The 17,152-nt window shown below is 70.4% G+C and carries 15 protein-coding genes and 1 pseudogene; 10 read left to right on the top strand and 6 right to left on the bottom strand.

Features of this window, described 5'->3' with window-relative positions:
- The 4 genes and pseudogenes from E3O23_RS13160 to E3O23_RS13145 all read right to left on the bottom strand — a co-directional run.
- Positions 1-724: pseudogene (locus tag E3O23_RS13160) on the bottom strand (DUF4389 domain-containing protein); the annotation flags it as partial.
- A 91-nt stretch (positions 725-815) separates the two neighbouring features.
- On the bottom strand, positions 816-2,018 hold the full coding sequence (gene metX / locus E3O23_RS13155) for a homoserine O-acetyltransferase MetX (RefSeq protein WP_134491690.1): 1,203 nt from the start codon (positions 2,016-2,018) through the stop codon (positions 816-818).
- 170 nt (positions 2,019-2,188) lie between these two features.
- On the bottom strand, positions 2,189-3,520 hold the full coding sequence (locus E3O23_RS13150) for a bifunctional o-acetylhomoserine/o-acetylserine sulfhydrylase (RefSeq protein WP_134491688.1): 1,332 nt from the start codon (positions 3,518-3,520) through the stop codon (positions 2,189-2,191).
- A 133-nt stretch (positions 3,521-3,653) separates the two neighbouring features.
- Positions 3,654-4,754 (bottom strand): acyltransferase family protein, encoded by a 1,101-nt coding sequence (locus E3O23_RS13145; protein ID WP_134491686.1) that lies wholly within the window; start codon positions 4,752-4,754, stop codon positions 3,654-3,656.
- Between the two features lie 29 nt (positions 4,755-4,783).
- Between E3O23_RS13145 and E3O23_RS13140 the strand changes: the two genes are divergently transcribed.
- Positions 4,784-5,563 carry an SDR family oxidoreductase gene (locus E3O23_RS13140; RefSeq protein WP_174776648.1) on the top strand — a complete coding sequence of 260 codons (780 nt, stop codon included), beginning with the start codon at positions 4,784-4,786 and terminating at the stop codon, positions 5,561-5,563.
- Between the two features lie 394 nt (positions 5,564-5,957).
- Here E3O23_RS13140 and E3O23_RS13135 read toward each other — a convergent pair whose 3' ends face one another.
- Complete coding sequence (locus E3O23_RS13135; protein ID WP_134491684.1) at positions 5,958-7,883, bottom strand: AMP-binding protein; 1,926 nt, start codon at positions 7,881-7,883, stop codon at positions 5,958-5,960.
- An 86-nt stretch (positions 7,884-7,969) separates the two neighbouring features.
- Here E3O23_RS13135 and E3O23_RS13130 point away from each other — a divergent pair, with 86 nt between their 5' ends.
- The 7 genes from E3O23_RS13130 (at position 7,970) to E3O23_RS13100 (ending at position 14,411) form a co-directional block, all read left to right on the top strand.
- Complete coding sequence (locus E3O23_RS13130) at positions 7,970-8,680, top strand: GntR family transcriptional regulator (RefSeq protein WP_241983473.1); 711 nt, start codon at positions 7,970-7,972, stop codon at positions 8,678-8,680.
- A gap of 15 nt (positions 8,681-8,695) precedes the next feature.
- Complete coding sequence (locus tag E3O23_RS13125) at positions 8,696-10,237, top strand: MmgE/PrpD family protein (protein ID WP_134491680.1); 1,542 nt, start codon at positions 8,696-8,698, stop codon at positions 10,235-10,237.
- Positions 10,237-11,160: a methylisocitrate lyase gene (gene prpB, locus E3O23_RS13120; protein ID WP_134491678.1), complete on the top strand. Its 924-nt coding sequence runs from the start codon at positions 10,237-10,239 to the stop codon at positions 11,158-11,160. The genes E3O23_RS13125 and prpB overlap by 1 nt, the downstream gene beginning before the upstream one ends.
- The gene (locus tag E3O23_RS13115) at positions 11,157-12,287 is read left to right on the top strand and encodes a bifunctional 2-methylcitrate synthase/citrate synthase (RefSeq protein ID WP_134491676.1); all 1,131 of its coding nucleotides are present in this window, start codon (positions 11,157-11,159) and stop codon (positions 12,285-12,287) included. The genes prpB and E3O23_RS13115 overlap by 4 nt, the downstream gene beginning before the upstream one ends.
- Before the next feature lie 97 nt (positions 12,288-12,384).
- A complete protein-coding gene (locus E3O23_RS13110; RefSeq protein WP_134491674.1) occupies positions 12,385-13,104 on the top strand; it encodes a Type 1 glutamine amidotransferase-like domain-containing protein in 720 nt (239 codons plus the stop codon).
- 6 nt (positions 13,105-13,110) lie between these two features.
- A complete protein-coding gene (locus E3O23_RS13105; RefSeq protein ID WP_134491672.1) occupies positions 13,111-13,800 on the top strand; it encodes a uracil-DNA glycosylase in 690 nt (229 codons plus the stop codon).
- Between the two features lie 32 nt (positions 13,801-13,832).
- A complete protein-coding gene (locus tag E3O23_RS13100; RefSeq protein ID WP_174776647.1) occupies positions 13,833-14,411 on the top strand; it encodes a GNAT family N-acetyltransferase in 579 nt (192 codons plus the stop codon).
- A 27-nt stretch (positions 14,412-14,438) separates the two neighbouring features.
- Here the strand turns inward: E3O23_RS13100 and E3O23_RS13095 are convergent, their stop codons facing one another.
- Entirely contained in the window at positions 14,439-15,260 is an 822-nt protein-coding gene (locus E3O23_RS13095) for an SDR family NAD(P)-dependent oxidoreductase (protein WP_241983472.1), read from the bottom strand.
- A gap of 56 nt (positions 15,261-15,316) precedes the next feature.
- On the opposite strand from E3O23_RS13095, the gene E3O23_RS13090 reads away from it, so the two are divergent.
- Together E3O23_RS13090 and E3O23_RS13085 are read left to right on the top strand one after the other, a co-directional pair.
- Positions 15,317-15,691: a hypothetical protein gene (locus tag E3O23_RS13090; RefSeq protein ID WP_134491670.1), complete on the top strand. Its 375-nt coding sequence runs from the start codon at positions 15,317-15,319 to the stop codon at positions 15,689-15,691.
- 28 nt (positions 15,692-15,719) lie between these two features.
- Positions 15,720-17,147 (top strand): amidase, encoded by a 1,428-nt coding sequence (locus E3O23_RS13085; protein WP_134491668.1) that lies wholly within the window; start codon positions 15,720-15,722, stop codon positions 17,145-17,147.
- Positions 17,148-17,152 lie beyond the last annotated feature (5 nt).

Genomic DNA, 17,152 nt, shown 5'->3' with positions numbered 1-17,152 from the left:
CTCCGGGGCCCTGGCCGGGCCCCTGGCCGGGCCCCTGGCCGGGGCCCGTCGGGGTCGCCGCCCGCCCGAGGCCGATGGCGGCGGCCACGACGAGCAGGATGCCGATGAGCAGGAGGAGGCCGCCGCCGACCAGCAGCCCGACGGCCACGGGCGTGAGCAGGTCGGATCGCGCCCCCGCCTGCAGGGAGACGTCCACGCCGGGGCTCGCGTCGGCATTCATCACCACGATGGCCCAGCCGCCGGACTGGATGTCCCAGGTGAGTTGCTGCTCGCCCGAGCCGGAGACGGATTCCGTCCACCAGGTCTGGTCGCCCGGCGGCTCCGGCTCGCTGGAGCCGGCCAGGTCGTCGTACTCGGCCCGGAACGGGGCAAAGGTCACGTTCCTCAGCACCGTGTGGTTGACATCGGCCAGGTACCGGTCGACCTCGGCCTGGGGCGCGACCCCGACGAAGATCTCTCCGTCGCCGCCGAGGGACGTGGCCCGCAGGCTGATCGTGCCGACATCGAAGGGGAGCCCGGTGGACACGCCCAGGCCGGCGTCGGAGCGAGGCGAGGTCAGGGCATAGGTGTCGACCGAGAAGGTGCGGGCGGGGGTCTCCAGGAAACGGCCGTCCTGTTGCTGGGAATTGGCCCAGGCCACGGCGGCCCCGCCGCTGACCACCCCCAGCCCGAGCAGCGCGAGGAGCGTGCCGATCACGAGCATGACCACGGATCCTGGTTTCATGGCAGATGTCCTCTCGGATGGCGCAGAGCCCCCCGGTGCATTCAGATTTCTCTCGAAACCGGCGGCTGTCAAGCCCGGCCGACGGGCCGTGTCAGTGCAGGAGCCGGGCCAGCTGCGCGCCGACCGCCTCGTGTTCGATCAGGAACCCGTCATGCCCGTACGGTGACTCGAGCACCACGGGGTCGCGGCCGTCGATGTTGTGGGGCAGGTGAGCCGCGATGGTCCGCTGGCCGTCGACCGGGAAGAGCCGGTCGCTGTCGATCCCGAGGATGAGGGTCTTCGCGGTGACCCGGGCGAGCGCCGACGGCACTCCGCCGCGCCCCCGGCCGACGTCGTGCGAGTTCATCGCCAGGGCGAGGACGATGTAGCTGTTCGCGTCGAAACGGCGGGTGAACTTGTTGCCGTGGAAGTCGAGGTAGGACTCCACCGCGAAGCGGCCGCCGGAGCCGAGCGGGCTGATTTCGCTCTGCCAGCCGCGCTCGAAGCGCAGATTGAGCTCGTGTGGGCTGCGGTAGTTGAGCAGCGCCATCCGCCGGGCCAGGGCGAGGCCCCTGGTCGGACCGTCACCGTCCTCGGCGTCGTAGTACTCGCCGGAGCGGAACAGGGGGTCGGTGCGAATGGCCTCGATCTGCACCGAGTTGTGCGCGATCTGGTCGGCGGTCGACACCGGGGGCGCGGCCAGGATGGCAAGGCGTTCGACCCGGGCCGGCTTCTCCACGGCCCACTCGAGAGCGTGCATGCCGCCCATCGAGCCGCCCACGACGGCCGCCCAGCGGTCGATCCCGAGCCGGTCGGCGAAGGCGACCTGCGCGGCGACCTGGTCCCGGATTGTCAGGTAGGGGAAGCGGGTGCCCCATTCCGACGCGTCTGGCGCGACGGAGGACGGGCCGGTGCTGCCCTGGCAGCCGCCGAGCATGTTCGGTGCGACGACGAACCACCGGTCGGTGTCGATGGCCAGGCCAGGGCCGACGATCCCGCCCCACCAGCCGGCGGTCTGGTGCCCCGGTCCGGATGCCCCGACCACGTGGCTGTCGCCGGTCAGGGCGTGCAGCACGAGCACCGCGTTGTCGCCGGTGGGCGAGCGCGTTCCCCAGGTTTCGTAGGCGATCCGCACGGCGCCGAGGCTGCCCCCGCCCTCGAGGTGCAGCGGCCCGACGTCGAGGAACTTCCGGTGGCCGACGGGGTCGCCGTCCCGCCAGGCGCCCGTCGCCGGAGGCTTGCCGAGCAGCGAGCGCGCCTGAGCCTCGGTGATGAAGCTCGACGGGACCGTGTCAGCCGCGGATTGCCATTCCATATGCCCTCATTCTGCCGCGTGCAGGGACGCCCCGCCCCTTTGTGACGCCGCCACAACGAATTCGACGGAGATTCCTTCGCTGCGGGGCCTGAATCGGCCCGCAACGCCCGGTGAGGGGCGGAATCTCCGTCGAATTCGTACAGCCGTAAGCGCTACGGCCGGGGGTAGTGCTAGGCGTTGGCGCGGGAGGCGGCCACGACCGCACGAGCGGCTGCGAAGCCGACCTCGAGGTCGGCCTTCAGGTCGGCGATGTTCTCGATTCCGACCGACAGGCGCACCAGCCCCGGGGTGACGCCGGCGGTGAGTTGCTGCTCGGGGGTGAGCTGCGCGTGCGTCGTCGACGCCGGGTGGATGACCAGCGACCGCACGTCGCCGATGTTCGCCAGGTGGCTGAACAGCTCGAGGTTGTCGACCAGCGCGCGGCCGGCATCGACCCCGCCCTTGAGCTCGAACGACAGCACCGCTCCGACGCCCTGCGGGGCGTACTTGTTGGCGGCGGCGTACCAGGGGCTCGACGGCAGGCCCGCGTAGTTCACCGAGGCGATGTCGGCGTGGTTTTCGAGCCACTCCGCGATCTCCTGGGCGTTCTGCGTGTGACGCTCGACGCGGAGGCTGAGCGTCTCGATGCCCTGGATGAGCTGCCAGGCGCTGGCCGGCGCGATCGCGGCGCCCAGGTCGCGCAGCAGCTGCACCCGCGCCTTGATGATGTACGCGATGCCGTCGCCGACGGCGGCCGTGTAGCTGGCGCCGTGGTAGGACGGGTCGGGTTCGGTGAGGCCGGGGAACTTCTCGACGTTCTTAGACCAGGCGAACTTCCCGCCGTCGACGACGATGCCGCCGATGACGGCGCCGTGCCCGCCGAGGAACTTCGTGGCGGAGTGGACGATGATGTCCGCCCCGTGCTCGAACGGACGGATCAGGTAGGGGGTGGCGATCGTGTTGTCGACGATCAGCGGGACGCCCGACTCGTGGGCGACATCCGCCACCAGGGAAATGTCGAGCACGTTGATCTTCGGGTTGCCGATGGTCTCCGCGAAGAACAGCTTGGTGTTGGGGCGAACCGCGCGGCGCCACTCGTCGGCGTCGTCCTGGTTCTCGACGAACGTCGTCTCGATGCCGAGCTTGGCGAGGGTGTACTTGAACAGGTTGTAGGTGCCGCCGTAGATCGAGCTCGACGACACGATGTGGTCGCCGGCCTGGGCGATATTGAGCACGGCGAACGTGGTCGCCGACTGGCCGGACGCCAGCAGCAGCGCCGCCGTGCCACCCTCGAGCGCCGCGACGCGCTCCTCGACGACCGCCTGGGTGGGGTTCTGGATGCGCGTGTAGATGTTGCCGAACTCGGCCAGCGCGAACAGGTTCTGCGCGTGCTGCGCGGAGTTGAACACGTACGAGGTGGTCTGGTAGATCGGCGTGGCGCGCGCGTTGGTGACCGGGTCCGGCCGGGCGCCGGAGTGAACCTGCTTGGTTTCGAACTTCCAGTCTGCAGTGTTGTCGCTCATGAGGTGGTCTCCCTTGGGTCCCGGGCGAGCGTGGACCGTCCATCGCTCTGAGGCGAGCCTAGGCACGCTCGTGCGCACCGGCAACGGACCCCGAAACACTGCGTCATATCGGCCCTGGACCGGCCCTTTTCCCTCAGCGCTGTTCGCGGGGCGGAAGCACGATCGTGCCGGTGAGGGTGGCAGGCTCCTGGCGGAACAGCCAGCGCGCACGCGGCTCGACGAGGGGCCGGAACAGGCGCCGCACAATGCCCAGCGACAGCACCACCGAGATCCCCACGCTGAGCAGCATCATCGCCGGGAGCACCCAGGCCGGCTGCGGGCCGGCGAGCACGCCCGTCTCGCGGAGCGGATAGAGCACGAAACTGTGCAGGAGGTAGATGTACATGGTCGCCGCGCCCAGCCGGGTGAACCAGGTGCGGCGCCGGGGCACGAGCAGCAGGAACGCCACAATGAGGCCGAAGGCCAGCAGCATGAAGCCGAGACGGATGCCGCCGGCCCAGGGCTGGTCGTAGCCGAACGCCCCGTAGGACTCGTCGTAGAGCAGGAAGCGGCGAACCTTCAACTCGCGCAGCCTGTCGATGTTCAGCATGATCACGACCGCCAGGGCCGTGAACAGGGCGATCGCGCCAGCGCGCCAGCGCCAGACGGCACCCGGGCCGAGGGCCAGCCAGCGGCTGGTGAGCTGCCACTGCCGGAGATGCCAGCCGAAGACGAAGAAGGGCAGCAGGCCCAGGGTGCGGGTGAGCGCGAAGGTCGAGTCGAGCGAGTCGACGTAGCCCGCCCCGATCGAGAGGATGATGCTGATCGTCAGCGGGTAGCGCAGCAGCACGAGGTAGGGCAGCGTGATCCGCCAGATCGCGAGCGCGATCAGGAACCACAGCGTCCAGGAGGCGCTCGCGTAGTCGAGCCAGAAGTTCCCGCCGACCAGCCAGTGCACGATCGTCCAGATCGTTTCGAAGATCAGGTAGGGGAAGACGATGTCGGTGAGCAGCCGGTGCAGCTGGCGGGTCCCCGGCGGCCCCGACTTGGCGAAATACCCACTGACGGCCACGAACAAGGGCACATGGAACGCGTAGATGAACAGGTACACCTCGTAGGCGACATCCGACTCGGCAATGAGCTTGAGGATCGCATGGCCCATCACCATGAGGGTGATCGCGATCCAGCGTGCGTTGTCCCAGATCGGGACTCGCCGCTTCTGGGCTGTCGTCGTGGCCGCGCCTGTGGTGCTCATTAGCCCCATTCTCCCTGCAGAATGGAGGAATGGGTACACGAAGAGTGGTCGTAACCGGCGCGAGTTCGGGAATCGGGGCCGCCAGCGTGCGGCTGTTCCGGCTGCGCGGCTGGGACGTCGTCGGGGTCGCGCGCCGGGCGGACCGTCTCGCGGCGCTCGCCGAGGAGACCGGCGCCCAGGTCTTCACGGCCGACCTCACCCGGCAGGCCGACGTTGACGCGCTGCGCGACTACCTGGCCGCGAGCGGCCCGGTGCATGCCCTGGTCAACAACGCCGGCGGGGCCATGGGCCTGGACACGGTCGAGAACTCGAAGGTCGAAGACTGGGCCTGGATGTTCGAGATCAACGTGCTCGCCGTCAAGCGGGTGATCAGCGCCCTGCTTCCCCTCCTGCGCGCCGGGATCTCCTCGGGCGGGGGCTCGGCCGACATCGTGACGATCACGTCGATCGCCGGCCACGTCAACTACCTCGGCGGCGGGGGCTACAACGCGGCGAAGTCCGCAGCGCACGCCCTGACCGAGGTTCTCCGCCTCGAACTGAACGGCGAACCCATCCGGGTGATCGAGATCGCCCCCGGCATGGTCAAGACCGCCGAGTTCGGCCTGGTGCGCTTCGGCGGCGACGCGGACAAGGCGGCGGCGGCGTACGAGAACATTCCGAACCCGCTCACCGCGGAGGACATCGCCGAGACGATCGTCTCGAGCGTCGAGCGCCCCGCACACGTCAACCTCGACCTGATCACGATCAAGCCGGTCGCCCAGGCGGCGCCGACGAGGATCGCGCGGGGCGAACTGCGGATGCGGGACTAGGGCGTGTCTCCTAATTCGGCAAGGTCTGAACCCTGAACCCGGCCGCCTTGGGGTTTCGGATTCGCGAAAACCGGAAAACCTGGGTGAATTGTGGCCTTGCATCCGGTTTTCGGACCCACACCCTCGATCCTTCCGGTATCGAGCGCCCGGCTGGCATCGAATCGGCTGGCATCGAACCGGCTGGCATCGACTGGTTGGCTTCGAAGGGGGTCTGAGTTGCCCATGATCGAGCACGTCGACATCCCTCGCCGAACTGTGAGTTTGGCACCTTCGCTTGGCGGCGAAGGGCCCAAACTCACAGTTCGGCGAACGCTGGGCACCCGTCCGCGCGGAACGATGCGGCGCCGCCGTCGGCAGCTGGCCGGCACACCTCAACGCACCCGGGACTGACCCGCTAGCTGCTTTCGCCGGCGCCGTGCACGGCGCGTTGGAGGTCGTCGAGCACGGTCGGATCCTCGATGGTCGGCGGCACGGTGTACGGCTCGCCGTCCACGATCTGCCGGATCGTCTTGCGCAGGATCTTGCCCGACCGGGTCTTCGGCAGCCGTTCCAGGATGGTCACGTCGCGGAAGGCCGCGACCGGGCCGACATGCTCCCTGACCAGCGCGATGAGTTCGGCGGCCAGGGTGTCGTGGTCGATCTGCTCGCCGGCCTTGAGCGTGACGAAGCCCGCCGCCCGCTGCCCCTTGAGCGCGTCGTGGACGCCGAGCACGGCGCACTCGGCGACCGCCGGATGCAGGGTGAGCACCTCCTCGAGGGAGCCGGTCGACAGCCGGTGGCCGGCGACGTTTATCACGTCGTCGGTGCGGCCCATCACGTACAGGTAGCCGTCCTCGTCGAAGTGGCCGGAGTCCCCGGTGGCGTAGTAGCCGGGGAAGGCCGTCAGGTACGCGCTCGTGTACCGGTCCTCGCTGCCCCAGACGCCCATCAGGGTGCCCGGAGGCAGGGGGAGGCGAATCGCGATGTTGCCCTCCTTGCCCCGCTTGACCGGCCTGCCCTTCGAGTCGAGGATCTCGATGTCGAAACCGGGCACGGGAACGGTGGCCGACCCCGGCTTGGTTGGGAGCGGTTCGATGCCGCGTGGGTTCGCGCAGATCGCCCAGCCCGTCTCGGTCTGCCACCAGTGGTCGACGACGGGGCAGTGCAGGCCGTCGTTGGCCCAGTGGAAGGTCTCCGGGTCGAGGCGCTCGCCGGCCAGGAACAGGCTGTCGAGGCTGGACACGTCGTGTTTGGCCAGTTCGCGCAGGCCGGGATCGACCCGCCGGATGGCGCGGATCGCGGTCGGCGCGGTGAACAGCACCTTGACCTTATAGTCCTCGACGACGCGCCAGAAGGCCCCGGCATCCGGTGTACCGATCGGCTTGCCCTCGTAGATCACCGTGGTGGCGCCGACCAGGAGCGGGGCGTACACGATGTAGGAGTGGCCGACGACCCAGCCAACGTCGGAGGCCGCCCAGTACACGTCGCCGGGACCGACGGCGTAGATGTTGCGCATCGACCAGGCCAGGGCGACCGCGTGACCGCCGTTGTCGCGCACGATCCCCTTGGGGCTGCCGGTGGTGCCCGAGGTGTAGAGGATGTACAGCGGGTCGCCGGAGCGCAGGCTGACGGGCCCGGCCGGGGTGGCCGTCGCCTCCTCGTCGGCCCAGTCCAGCCAGGTGGCCTGGACCTCGTCGGCGTAGTCCGCTGCGCTGCCGGGAACCGCGTCACGGCCCTGCACGATGACGGTCTTCACCGAGCCGGCGCTGAGCTTCAGGGCGCGCTGGACGAGCGGGAGGTACTCGACCGCGCGACCGGGTTCGAGGCCGCCGGAAGCGGTGACGATGACGCCGGGCCGGGCGTCGTCGATCCGCACGGCGAGCTCGCTGGCGGCGAAGCCGCCGAACACGACGGAGTGGATGGCGCCGATGCGGGCGCAGGCCAGCATGGCGACGATGGCCTCGGGGATCATCGGGAGGTAGATGATCACACGATCGCCCTTGTCCACACCGTTGGCGCGCAGCACCCCGGCGAACCGGGCAACGCGGTCGAGCAGCTCGCTGTAGCTGAGCGACAGCTTCGTCCCGGTCATCGCGGAGTCGTAGATCAGGGCGGCCTGGTCGCCGCGGCCGGCGAGCACGTGCCGGTCGAGGGCGTTGTAGCTCGTGTTCAGTTCCCCGTCCGGAAACCAGCGTGATGCGCCGGGGAGGCGCTCGTCCAGGGCGACGCTCGGCGGAATGTCCCAGTCGATCCCGCGCGCGGCACCGAGCCAGAAGTCGCCCCGCGATTCGATGCTCCGCGCCCAGGTCTCGCGGTAGCCGGCGTGTGGTTCGCCCGTCATGTTGAACCTCTCCATTGAGCCCTCTGTATACAAAGGATGCTCGAAGTATTGCACAACTGACCCCAAAAGCGCATAGTATGACCGTTGTGTATACACAAACCGATTCCGGAGTCCGGCCTGTCGCCGCGAGCGAGCCGGTCAGCGCCAGCGAACGCGCCTACCGGCAGCTACGCGTCGAGATCCTCGACGGGGAGCTCCCGTCCGGCACCGGGCTGCTCGAGGTCGAGCAGGCCGCGCGCATCGGCGTCTCCCGCACGCCGCTCCGGGCAGCCATCGCCCGGCTCATTTCGGACGGCCTCGTGGCCGGGCGCAGCGGCCGGGGGTTTGTGGTCACCGAGATTTCGGTTGAGCGGATCCGCGAGCTGTACGAACTGCGCCAGGCGCTCGAAGAACAGGCCGCCCGGCTCGCGGCCCAGCGACGCGACCCGGCCGTCTTCCTGGCGCTCCGCGAACAGTTCGTGTCGGCTCCCGAACTGCTCCGCCAGGGCGAGGACGGCATCCACCGCTACTACGACCTGATCGACGAACTCGAACTGGCCATCGACACGGCCGGGGCCAACCCGTACCTGGTCGGCGCCCTCGATGCCGTACGCACCCACCTGTCCCGCATCCGCAGGCTGGCCAGGGGCAACCAGACTCGCCTGCGGGCGGCCGCGACCGAACACCTCCTGATCATCGACGCGATCATCGCCGGCGACGCCAACCTGGCCGCCCACGCGACCCATGTCCACCTCCACCAAAGCCTCACCAGCGTCCTCGCGGCGATTGATGAGGATGCGGCCAACCGGGCCGACTGACCGAAAGGATTCATCGTGCAGCTCCACAACGTACGAGTACACCGCAGCGACGAGAATCTCGCCAGGGCGGGCCAGCTGGCCTGGAAGATCGCCGAGGTCGCAGCCGACCCGGTGGCCGTGACCCCGGAGGTCACCGAGATGGTGATCAACCGGGTGATCGACAACGCGGCCGTCGCCGCGGCCTCGCTCACCCGTCGCCCGGTCGTGTCGGCCCGCGGGCAGGCCCTGTCCCACCCGCGGTCGGTCGGCGGCGAGGGTGCGACGGTCTTCGGCCCGGCCAGCGGCCGGCGGGTGTCCCCGGAGTGGGCGGCCTGGGCCAACGGCGTGGCCGTGCGCGAGCTCGACTACCACGACACCTTCCTCGCGGCCGAGTACTCGCACCCGGGCGACAACATCCCGCCGATCACCGCCGTGGCCCAGCACCTTGCCACGTTGCGGGGGCTCNGGCTGAGCGGACTCGACCTCGTCCGCGGGATCGCCACGGGCTACGAGATCCAGATCGACCTGGTCAAGGCGATCAGCCTGCACGAGCACAAGATCGACCATGTCGCCCACCTCGGCCCGTCCGCGGCCGCCGGCATCGGTTCGCTCCTCGGCCTCGATGCCGAGACGATCTTCCAAGCCGTCGGCCAGGCGCTGCACACGACCACCGCCACCCGCCAGTCGCGGAAGGGCGAGATCTCCAGCTGGAAGGCGCACGCCCCGGCGCTCGCCGGCAAGCTGGCGGTCGAGGCCGTCGACCGCGCCATGCGCGGCGAGACCAGCCCCACCCCGATCTACGAGGGCGAGGACGGCGTGATCGCCTGGCTGCTCGACGGGCCGACCGCCGGCTACCAGGTTCCGCTGCCCGACCGCGGCGAGGCCAAGCGCGCCATCCTCGACAGCTACACGAAGGAGCACTCGGCCGAGTACCAGGCGCAGGCCTGGATCGACCTCGCGCGGAAGCTCAACCGGGAACATCCGGAGCTGGCTGATCCGGCCAATGTCGCGTCGGTGGTCATCCACACCAGCCACCACACCCACTTCGTGATCGGCTCCGGCGCGAACGACCCGCAGAAGTACGACCCGACGGCCAGCCGGGAGACGCTCGACCACTCGATCCCGTACATCTTCACCGTCGCCCTGCAGGACGGCAGCTGGCACCACGTCGACTCCTACTCGCCGGAACGCGCCGGCCGCGTGGACACGGTCGCCCTCTGGCACCGTGTCAGCACGGTCGAAGACCCCGAGTGGACCCGCCGGTACCACTCGCTCGACGTGGCGGAGAAGGCCTTCGGCGGCCGGGTGGTCATCACCCGCACCGACGGAAGCACCGTCACCGACGAGATCGCCGTCGCCGACGCGCATCCGCTGGGCGCCCGTCCGTTCGGCCGCGACGAGTACGTGAACAAGTTCCGCACCCTCGCCGCCGACGTTCTCGAGCCCGCCGAGATCGACCGGTTCCTGCGCCTCGCGCAGCGGCTGCCCGACCTCGCCTCCGACGAACTCGGCAACCTGACCATCACGGCCCGCCCCGGTCTCCTGGCGGCGTTCCCCACCCCGGTAGGAATCTTCTGATGCTGTACTCCACAACCACCGCGGCCGACAAGCGCGCGAACCTGCGGGCGATGCTGTCCAGCGGCACGATCCAGCGTTTCCCCGGCGCGTTCAACCCGCTCTCGGCCAAACTCATCCAGGCCAGGGGCTTCGAAGGCGTCTACATTTCCGGCGCGGTGCTCTCGGCCGACCTGGGCCTGCCCGACATCGGCCTGACCACGCTCACCGAGGTCGCCGGCCGCGCCCAGCAGATCGCCCGGATGAGCGACCTGCCCGCGATCGTCGACGCCGACACCGGCTTCGGCGAGCCGATGAACGTGGCGCGCACGATCCAGACCCTCGAGGACGCCGGCCTGGCCGGCATGCACATCGAGGACCAGGTCAACCCCAAGCGCTGCGGCCACCTCGACGGCAAGCAGGTCGTCGACGAGGCCACCGCGCTCAAGCGCATCCGCGCGGCGGTCGACGCCCGCCGGGACCCGAACTTCCTCGTCATGGCGCGCACCGACATCCGGGCCACGGTGCCGGGTGACGGCGGGCTGGACGCGGCGGTCGACCGGGCGAAGAAACTCGTCGACGCCGGCGCCGACGCCATCTTTCCAGAGGCGATGGCCACCCTGGCCGAGTTCGAGGCGATCCGCGCGGCCGTCGACGTGCCGATCCTGGCCAACATGACCGAGTTCGGCAAGAGCGAACTGTTCACGGTGGACCAGCTCGCGGGCATCGGCGTCAATATGGTGATCTTCCCGGTGTCGCTGCTGCGCCTGGCGATGGGCGCCGCCGATAGGGGACTCGCCACCCTTCAGGCGGAGGGGTCGCTGACCTCCCTCCTGCCGCAGATGCAGCACCGCTCGGAACTGTACGAGCTTCTCGACTACGAGTCGCACAACCACTTCGACTCGGGCATTTTCAACTTCAGCGTGAACGAGAAGGGAACACTATGAGCACGAACGACGTGCAGGTCTTCAAGGGGCTGGCCGGTGTGCCGGTCGACTTCACCGCGATTTCGAAGGTGAACGCGGAGACGAACTCCCTGCTGTACCGGGGATACCCGGTGCAGGAGCTGGCCGCCCTCTGCAGCTTCGAGGAGGTCGCCTACTTGCTCTGGCACGGCGAGCTTCCGGGCGAGGAGCAGCTGGCCGAGTTCGAGCAGCTGGAGCGGTCGCTGCGTCGGCTCGACCCCGTCGTGCGCCGGGTCGTCGACGAGCTGCCGATGACGGCGCATCCGATGGATGTGCTGCGCACCGCGGTCAGCGTGATCGGCGCTCGCGAACCCGAGGCGGCCGACGCGTCGCCGGAGGCGAACCTGGCGAAGTCGATCCGGTTGTTCGCCCAGCTGCCGGCGATCATCGCCTATGACCAGCGCCGTCGTCACGGACTCGACTTCGTCGAGGCCAGGGACGACCTCGGCTACTCGGCTAACTTCCTGCACATGACCTTCGGCGAGGTGCCGGAGCTGGCCGTCGTCGATGCGTTCGACGTGTCGATGATCCTCTACGCGGAGCACTCCTTCAACGCGTCGACGTTCACCGCCCGGGTCATCACCTCCACCCTGTCCGACCTGCACTCCGCGGTGACCGGCGCGATCGGCGCGCTCAAGGGCGCCCTGCACGGCGGCGCGAACGAGGCCGTCATGCACACCTTCGACGAGATCGGCGCGGGCGAGGGCGCCGGCGACCGCGCCGTCGCCTGGCTGGGCCGCGCCCTCGTGGAGAAGCGCAAGATCATGGGCTTCGGGCACCGGGTCTACAAGAAGGGCGACTCCCGGGTGCCCACGATGCACGCGGCGCTGCTGACCCTGGTCGAACACTACGACCGGCCCGACCTGCTCGACCTGTACGCGGCGCTCGAAACGGCCATGACCGAACAGAAGCAGATCCTGCCCAACCTCGACTACCCGTCCGGGCCGGCCTATCACCTGATGGGGTTCGACACCCTCACCTTCACCCCGTTGTTCGTCGCTGCCAGGGTGGTCGGCTGGACATCGCACATCATCGAGCAGGCCGGCGCGAACGCGCTGATCCGCCCGCTGTCCGTCTACGACGGCGTGGCGGAACGCCACATCGGCTGAACGCCACCGGGCCCGGCCGGGCGGCATACCATTGACCAATGGCCCTTGACGCAGAACGACAGACGACCGGCAGCATCCGTGGCACCGCGGTGAACGCATGAGCGTGCACCTGGTCGGCGGCGGCTGGGCCTCCGAACACTATCCGGCGGTCTACGGACCGTTCGTCGGCGAGGCGACGGCACGAGCCGCCGCCGCCGGGCGGGTCGAGCCGCGCATCGCGATCATCTCCGTGCGGGCCGGCGACGGCGACGAGCACGCCGCGAACCTCACGGCCGCGCTGGCCGCCGCCGGACCGGTCGAAGCGGTGCTCAGCACGCTCGAGCTGGACGGCGTGGCGGCCCTGACCGCGGTCGGGGACGTCGACGGCATCGTCATCGGCGGCGGGCTCACCCCCGCCTACCTCGCCGCGGTCGCGCCGATTGCCGGGGAGATCCGCCGCCAGGTGTCGGCCGGCATCCCCTACCTCGGCTTCTCGGCCGGCGCGATGATCGCCGCCGAGCGCGCCCTGATCGGCGGCTGGCGGATCGGCGGCGTCGAGGTCGCCTCGCAGGAGGGGGCGGAGGACCTCGACGAGGTCACGGTCGAAAACGGCATCGGCCTGCTGGATGTCACGGTCGAGGTGCACGCCGCGCAGTGGGGCACCCTCTCCCGGCTGATCGCCGCGGTCGAGGCCGGGCTGGTCGACGGCGGCCTCGCCATCGACGAGAACACCGCCCTCGTCGTCGGTGAAGGCGCGCTCGGCGTGGTCGGCGCCGGCAGCGTCTGGCGGGTCAGCCAGGCGCCCGACGGCGTGCTCGTCAGCACCTTCGGCGCCTAGGCCCGCATGCCGACGACCCCCGAGGACCTCGCCGTCGCCGGGCGGATCGATCCCGGCTGGGCCGAGGCGCTCGCGCCGGTCTCGGCCGAGATCGCCGCGATGGGCGAGTTCCTCCGGGCCGAAACGGCGGCCGGGCGGCCCTGGCTTCCGGCCGAAGACAGGGTCTACCGGGCCTTCGGCTACCCCTTCGACGACGTGCGGGTGCTCATCGTCGGCCAGGACCCGTACCAGACCCCCGGATTCCCGATCGGGCTCTCCTTCGCCGTCGACCCGCACGTGCGCCCACTGCCGCGGAGCCTGCAGAACATCTACCGCGAGCTCCACGACGACCTCGGGGTCACCTCGCCGGCCAGCGGCGACCTCACCCCCTGGGCGGAGCGCGGCGTCATGCTGCTGAACCGGGTGCTCACCGTGCGGGAGGGGGTCGCCGGGTCGCACCGGCGGCGCGGCTGGGAGGCCGTGACCGAGCACGCCATCCGCGCCCTCGTCGCCCGCCGCCGACCGCTGGTGGCGATTCTCTGGGGGAAAGAGGCCGCGAGCCTCCGGCCCCTGCTGGCCGACACGCCCGTGATCGAGTCTGCCCACCCGAGCCCGCTGTCGGCGCGGCGGGGATTCTTCGGCTCCCGCCCGTTCAGCCGGGCAAACGAGCTCCTGGCGGCCCAGGGAGCCGCGCCCGTCGACTGGTCGCTCGGGTAATCTGGAAGTCGAAGTAACGAGGGGAGTCACCGGTGCTTGAAGAGGAATACCAGCCGAGACGACGGCTGCCGATGCACCTCCGCGCGGTGCCGCCGCCCGAGGCGCCGTTCGAGTACTCGCTGCGCGAGGTGAAGGCCGCCGACCTCCCGTACATCCGGGAGATCTACAACTACTACGTGGCCAACAGCACCGTCACCTTCGACGAGGACGCGATGACCCTGGCCGAGTGGCGGGACAAGTTCGCCTACCTGGACCGGCTGGGCATGCCGTTCATCGTGGCCGAATCCCCGGCCGGGCAGATCCTCGGCTATGCGCTCGTCAGCCCGTGGAAGCAGAAGAAGGCCTACCGGTTCACCGTGGAGAACTCGATCTACCTGGGCGCGGCATCCACCGGCAAGGGCCTGGGCAGGGTGCTGCTCGCCGAGCTGATCACGCGGTCGAAGGAGGCCGGTCTCAAGGAGATCATCGCCGTCATCGCGGACCAGGGCGCCGACGCGTCGATCAAGCTGCACCACGACTTCGGCTTCGAGGAAATCGGCCGGATGGGCAAGGTCGGGTTCAAATTCGAGCGCTGGCTCGGCACCGTTCTCATGCAGAAGAGCCTGAAGTAGCGAGCCTCCCCGAGCGGGCAGCCCGCTTCACTGGGCGGTGCGGCGCCGTGCGGTGAGTCGCCCGGTCGCCTTCACCACGGTGCGGCGCGGCGCGACTCTCGAGAGCCAGGCCAGGGCGGCATTCCCCGCACCGCTGACCCGGTGCGGCGGGGGAGTGCCCCGGTCGAGGTCGGCGAACACGGTGTCCATCACCCGGTCGACGCTCTGCGCGCGGCGCCTGGCCGCGATGCCGGCGACCCGGGAGAACTCCGTGACGGCCGGGCCGGGGCAGAGCGCGGTCACCTTGAGGCCGGAGGCGTGCGTCTCGTACCAGAGCGCCTCCGTGAAACTGAGCACGTACGCCTTCGTCGCGCCGTAGACCGCCATCCGGGGAACGGGCTGGAACGCCGCCGTGCTGGCGAGGTTGACCAGCGCGGCGCCGTGCGGATGCGCGCCGGCGGTGCGGAGCAGGTCGGGGAGGAACGCCTGGGTCAGCTCGGTAAGCACCTGGACGTTCAGTGCAACCTGCTCCCGCTGCCGTGCTGCGTCGGAGTCGGCGAAGGGCCCGAACGTGCCGAAACCGGCGTTGTTGACGAGCGTGCCGACGGTGATATTGCGGGTGCGCAGGTCGGTGATCAGCTCGGCCACGGCATTCGGCCCGGTCAGGTCCAGCGGGATCACGGTCGAGGCCGTGCCGTACTTCTCGGCCAGTTCGACGGCCAGGCCTTCGAGCCGGTCCTGGCGCCGGGCGACGAGCACGAGGTCTGCGCCGCGCTCGGCGAGCCGGTGCGCGAAGCCGACGCCGAGCCCGCTCGAGGCTCCGGTGATGAGGGCGGTGGTTCCCATGGGGTTGAAGTGTGAGCGTGCCATGCACTGAGGCTAGCCCCGCTCGGCCCGGCTGGGCGAGCCCCGCGTAAGGTCGAAGCATGACCGATGTCCCACTCGACGCTCCCGCCCGGCACACGGTGCTGCGCTCCTTCGCCGGTCACCTCGAGGCCGACCCCGACGCTGCCTTCGCCCGGCTCGCGGGCTCGCTGGCCGCCGGCGACGAGGCCGCCGGCCACGTCCGGGCCGACCCAGAGCGGCGTCTCGTCGTGGTCGAGGGCGACTGGTGGTACCGCGGCGAGTACCGGGTTCTGCCGGAGGAGTCCGGCGCCCTCGTGCAGTACGAGGTCATCAACAGTGCGCGGTTCGCCCGCTGGGCAGCGCGCTGGGCCGCCCGGCCGGTGCTCGAGGCCGCGCCCGCCGCGTTCGGGCGGCTCCTGACCGCGATCCAGGCGGAGGTCGACGACGAGGCGTGACGTGGCACCGCCTGACTAGGCTCGAACCATGTCCCAACCGCACGAGCTGACCGCCCTCGAACAGTGGCAGGCGCTCCAGCGCGGTGACCTCCGCCCCACCGAACTCGCCCTGCACTACCTGGCGCGAATCGAGGAGCTCAACCCGTCACTGGGGGCGTTCGTCACGGTGACCGCGGATGCCGCCCTCGAGCGGGCGCGCCACGTCGAGGCGCACGTGCCGCGGACCGCGCCGCTCTGGGGGCTGCCGTTCGGGGACAAGGACCTGCAGCGGCGAGCCGGCGTGCCCGCCCGGTTCGGGTCGCGCCTGATGGCCGACTTCGTCCCGGAGGACTCCGACGACCTCGTGCAGGCGCTCGACGCGGCCGGCGGGGTGAGCCTGGGCAAGACGAACACCCCGGAGTTCGGCCTCCCGTCCTACACGGAGAGCCTGGCCGGGGCACCGGCGCGCAACCCGTGGAACCCCGCGCTCGGCGCCGGCGGGTCCAGCGGCGGGGCCGCCGTGGCCGTCGCGGCGCGGATGCTGCCGTTCGCGCCGGGCTCCGACGGCGGCGGATCCATTCGTATTCCCGCTGCGGCCTGCGGGCTCGTCGGACTCAAGCCGTCCCGCGGGCGGGTGCCCGCGTCATCCGGGATCGATTCGCTGGGCGGGCTCGCCGTGGCCGGGCCGCTCGCGCGCACGGTGGCGGATGCCGCACTGCTCCTCGACGCGATGGTCACCCCGAGCGGCAGCCGCCCGGAGCACCACTTCGCGCTCCGCGCCCCCGCCGAGGATGGCCCCCTGCTCGCGGCCGCCGTGCGCGGCGAGGGGCGGTTCCAGCTCGGCGTCATGACCACGTCGGCCTGGGACGGCGACTACGAGATCCGCCTGGCCCCCGAGGCGCTGGCCGCGCTGGCCCTGGCTACGTCCGAGCTGTCCGCGCTCGGCCACGGCCTCGAGGAGACGGCGCTCAGGCCCGACGCCGGCTACGCGCCGGCCTTCCGCACGATCTGGCAGACCGGGGCGGCCACGATCCCGGCGGACGGAGCGGAGCAGGAGGACCGGCTCGAACCGCTCACCCGCTGGTTGCTCCGGCGAGGCCGCGAACTCACCGCGCGCGACCTCGCCGAGGCGCTCGCCGCGCTGAACGCCTTCGAACGCTCGTTCATCGCGCAGTTGTCGCGCTTCGGCGCCGTGCTCACCCCGGCCCTCGCGCTGACGCCCCGCCCGGTCGGCTGGTACGACGGGGCCGACGGGGAGCGCAACTTCGCCCAGCAGGTGCAGTACACGCCGTTCACCTCGATGGTCAACGTGGCGGGGCTCCCGGCCATCGTCCTGCCGGTGCTGCAGACCTCAGCCGGCCTGCCGATGGGGGTGCAGCTGATCGGACGCCCGGGCGGCGAAGCCACCCTGCTCAGCATCGGCGCCCAGCTGGAACGCCGGCTGCGCTGGCAGGACCGGCTGCCGCCCGGAGTCTGACGTCG

Origin of the sequence: Cryobacterium tagatosivorans, assembly GCF_004402215.1 — a bacterium.
GTDB classification, from domain to species: domain Bacteria; phylum Actinomycetota; class Actinomycetes; order Actinomycetales; family Microbacteriaceae; genus Cryobacterium; species Cryobacterium tagatosivorans.
Note: the sequence above shows the minus strand (reverse complement) of the source record. Positions and strands in the feature narration are given on the sequence as shown.

Coding starts and splice junctions, on each gene's coding strand:
- metX (WP_134491690.1), bottom strand. CDS start 2,018: ATGGAATGGCAATCCGCGGCTGACACGGTCCCGTCGAGCTTCATCACC.
- E3O23_RS13150 (WP_134491688.1), bottom strand. CDS start 3,520: ATGAGCGACAACACTGCAGACTGGAAGTTCGAAACCAAGCAGGTTCAC.
- E3O23_RS13145 (WP_134491686.1), bottom strand. CDS start 4,754: ATGAGCACCACAGGCGCGGCCACGACGACAGCCCAGAAGCGGCGAGTC.
- E3O23_RS13140 (WP_174776648.1), top strand. CDS start 4,784: ATGGGTACACGAAGAGTGGTCGTAACCGGCGCGAGTTCGGGAATCGGG.
- E3O23_RS13135 (WP_134491684.1), bottom strand. CDS start 7,883: ATGACGGGCGAACCACACGCCGGCTACCGCGAGACCTGGGCGCGGAGC.
- prpB (WP_134491678.1), top strand. CDS start 10,237: ATGCTGTACTCCACAACCACCGCGGCCGACAAGCGCGCGAACCTGCGG.
- E3O23_RS13115 (WP_134491676.1), top strand. CDS start 11,157: ATGAGCACGAACGACGTGCAGGTCTTCAAGGGGCTGGCCGGTGTGCCG.
- E3O23_RS13110 (WP_134491674.1), top strand. CDS start 12,385: ATGAGCGTGCACCTGGTCGGCGGCGGCTGGGCCTCCGAACACTATCCG.
- E3O23_RS13105 (WP_134491672.1), top strand. CDS start 13,111: ATGCCGACGACCCCCGAGGACCTCGCCGTCGCCGGGCGGATCGATCCC.
- E3O23_RS13095 (WP_241983472.1), bottom strand. CDS start 15,260: ATGGCACGCTCACACTTCAACCCCATGGGAACCACCGCCCTCATCACC.
- E3O23_RS13090 (WP_134491670.1), top strand. CDS start 15,317: ATGACCGATGTCCCACTCGACGCTCCCGCCCGGCACACGGTGCTGCGC.
- E3O23_RS13085 (WP_134491668.1), top strand. CDS start 15,720: ATGTCCCAACCGCACGAGCTGACCGCCCTCGAACAGTGGCAGGCGCTC.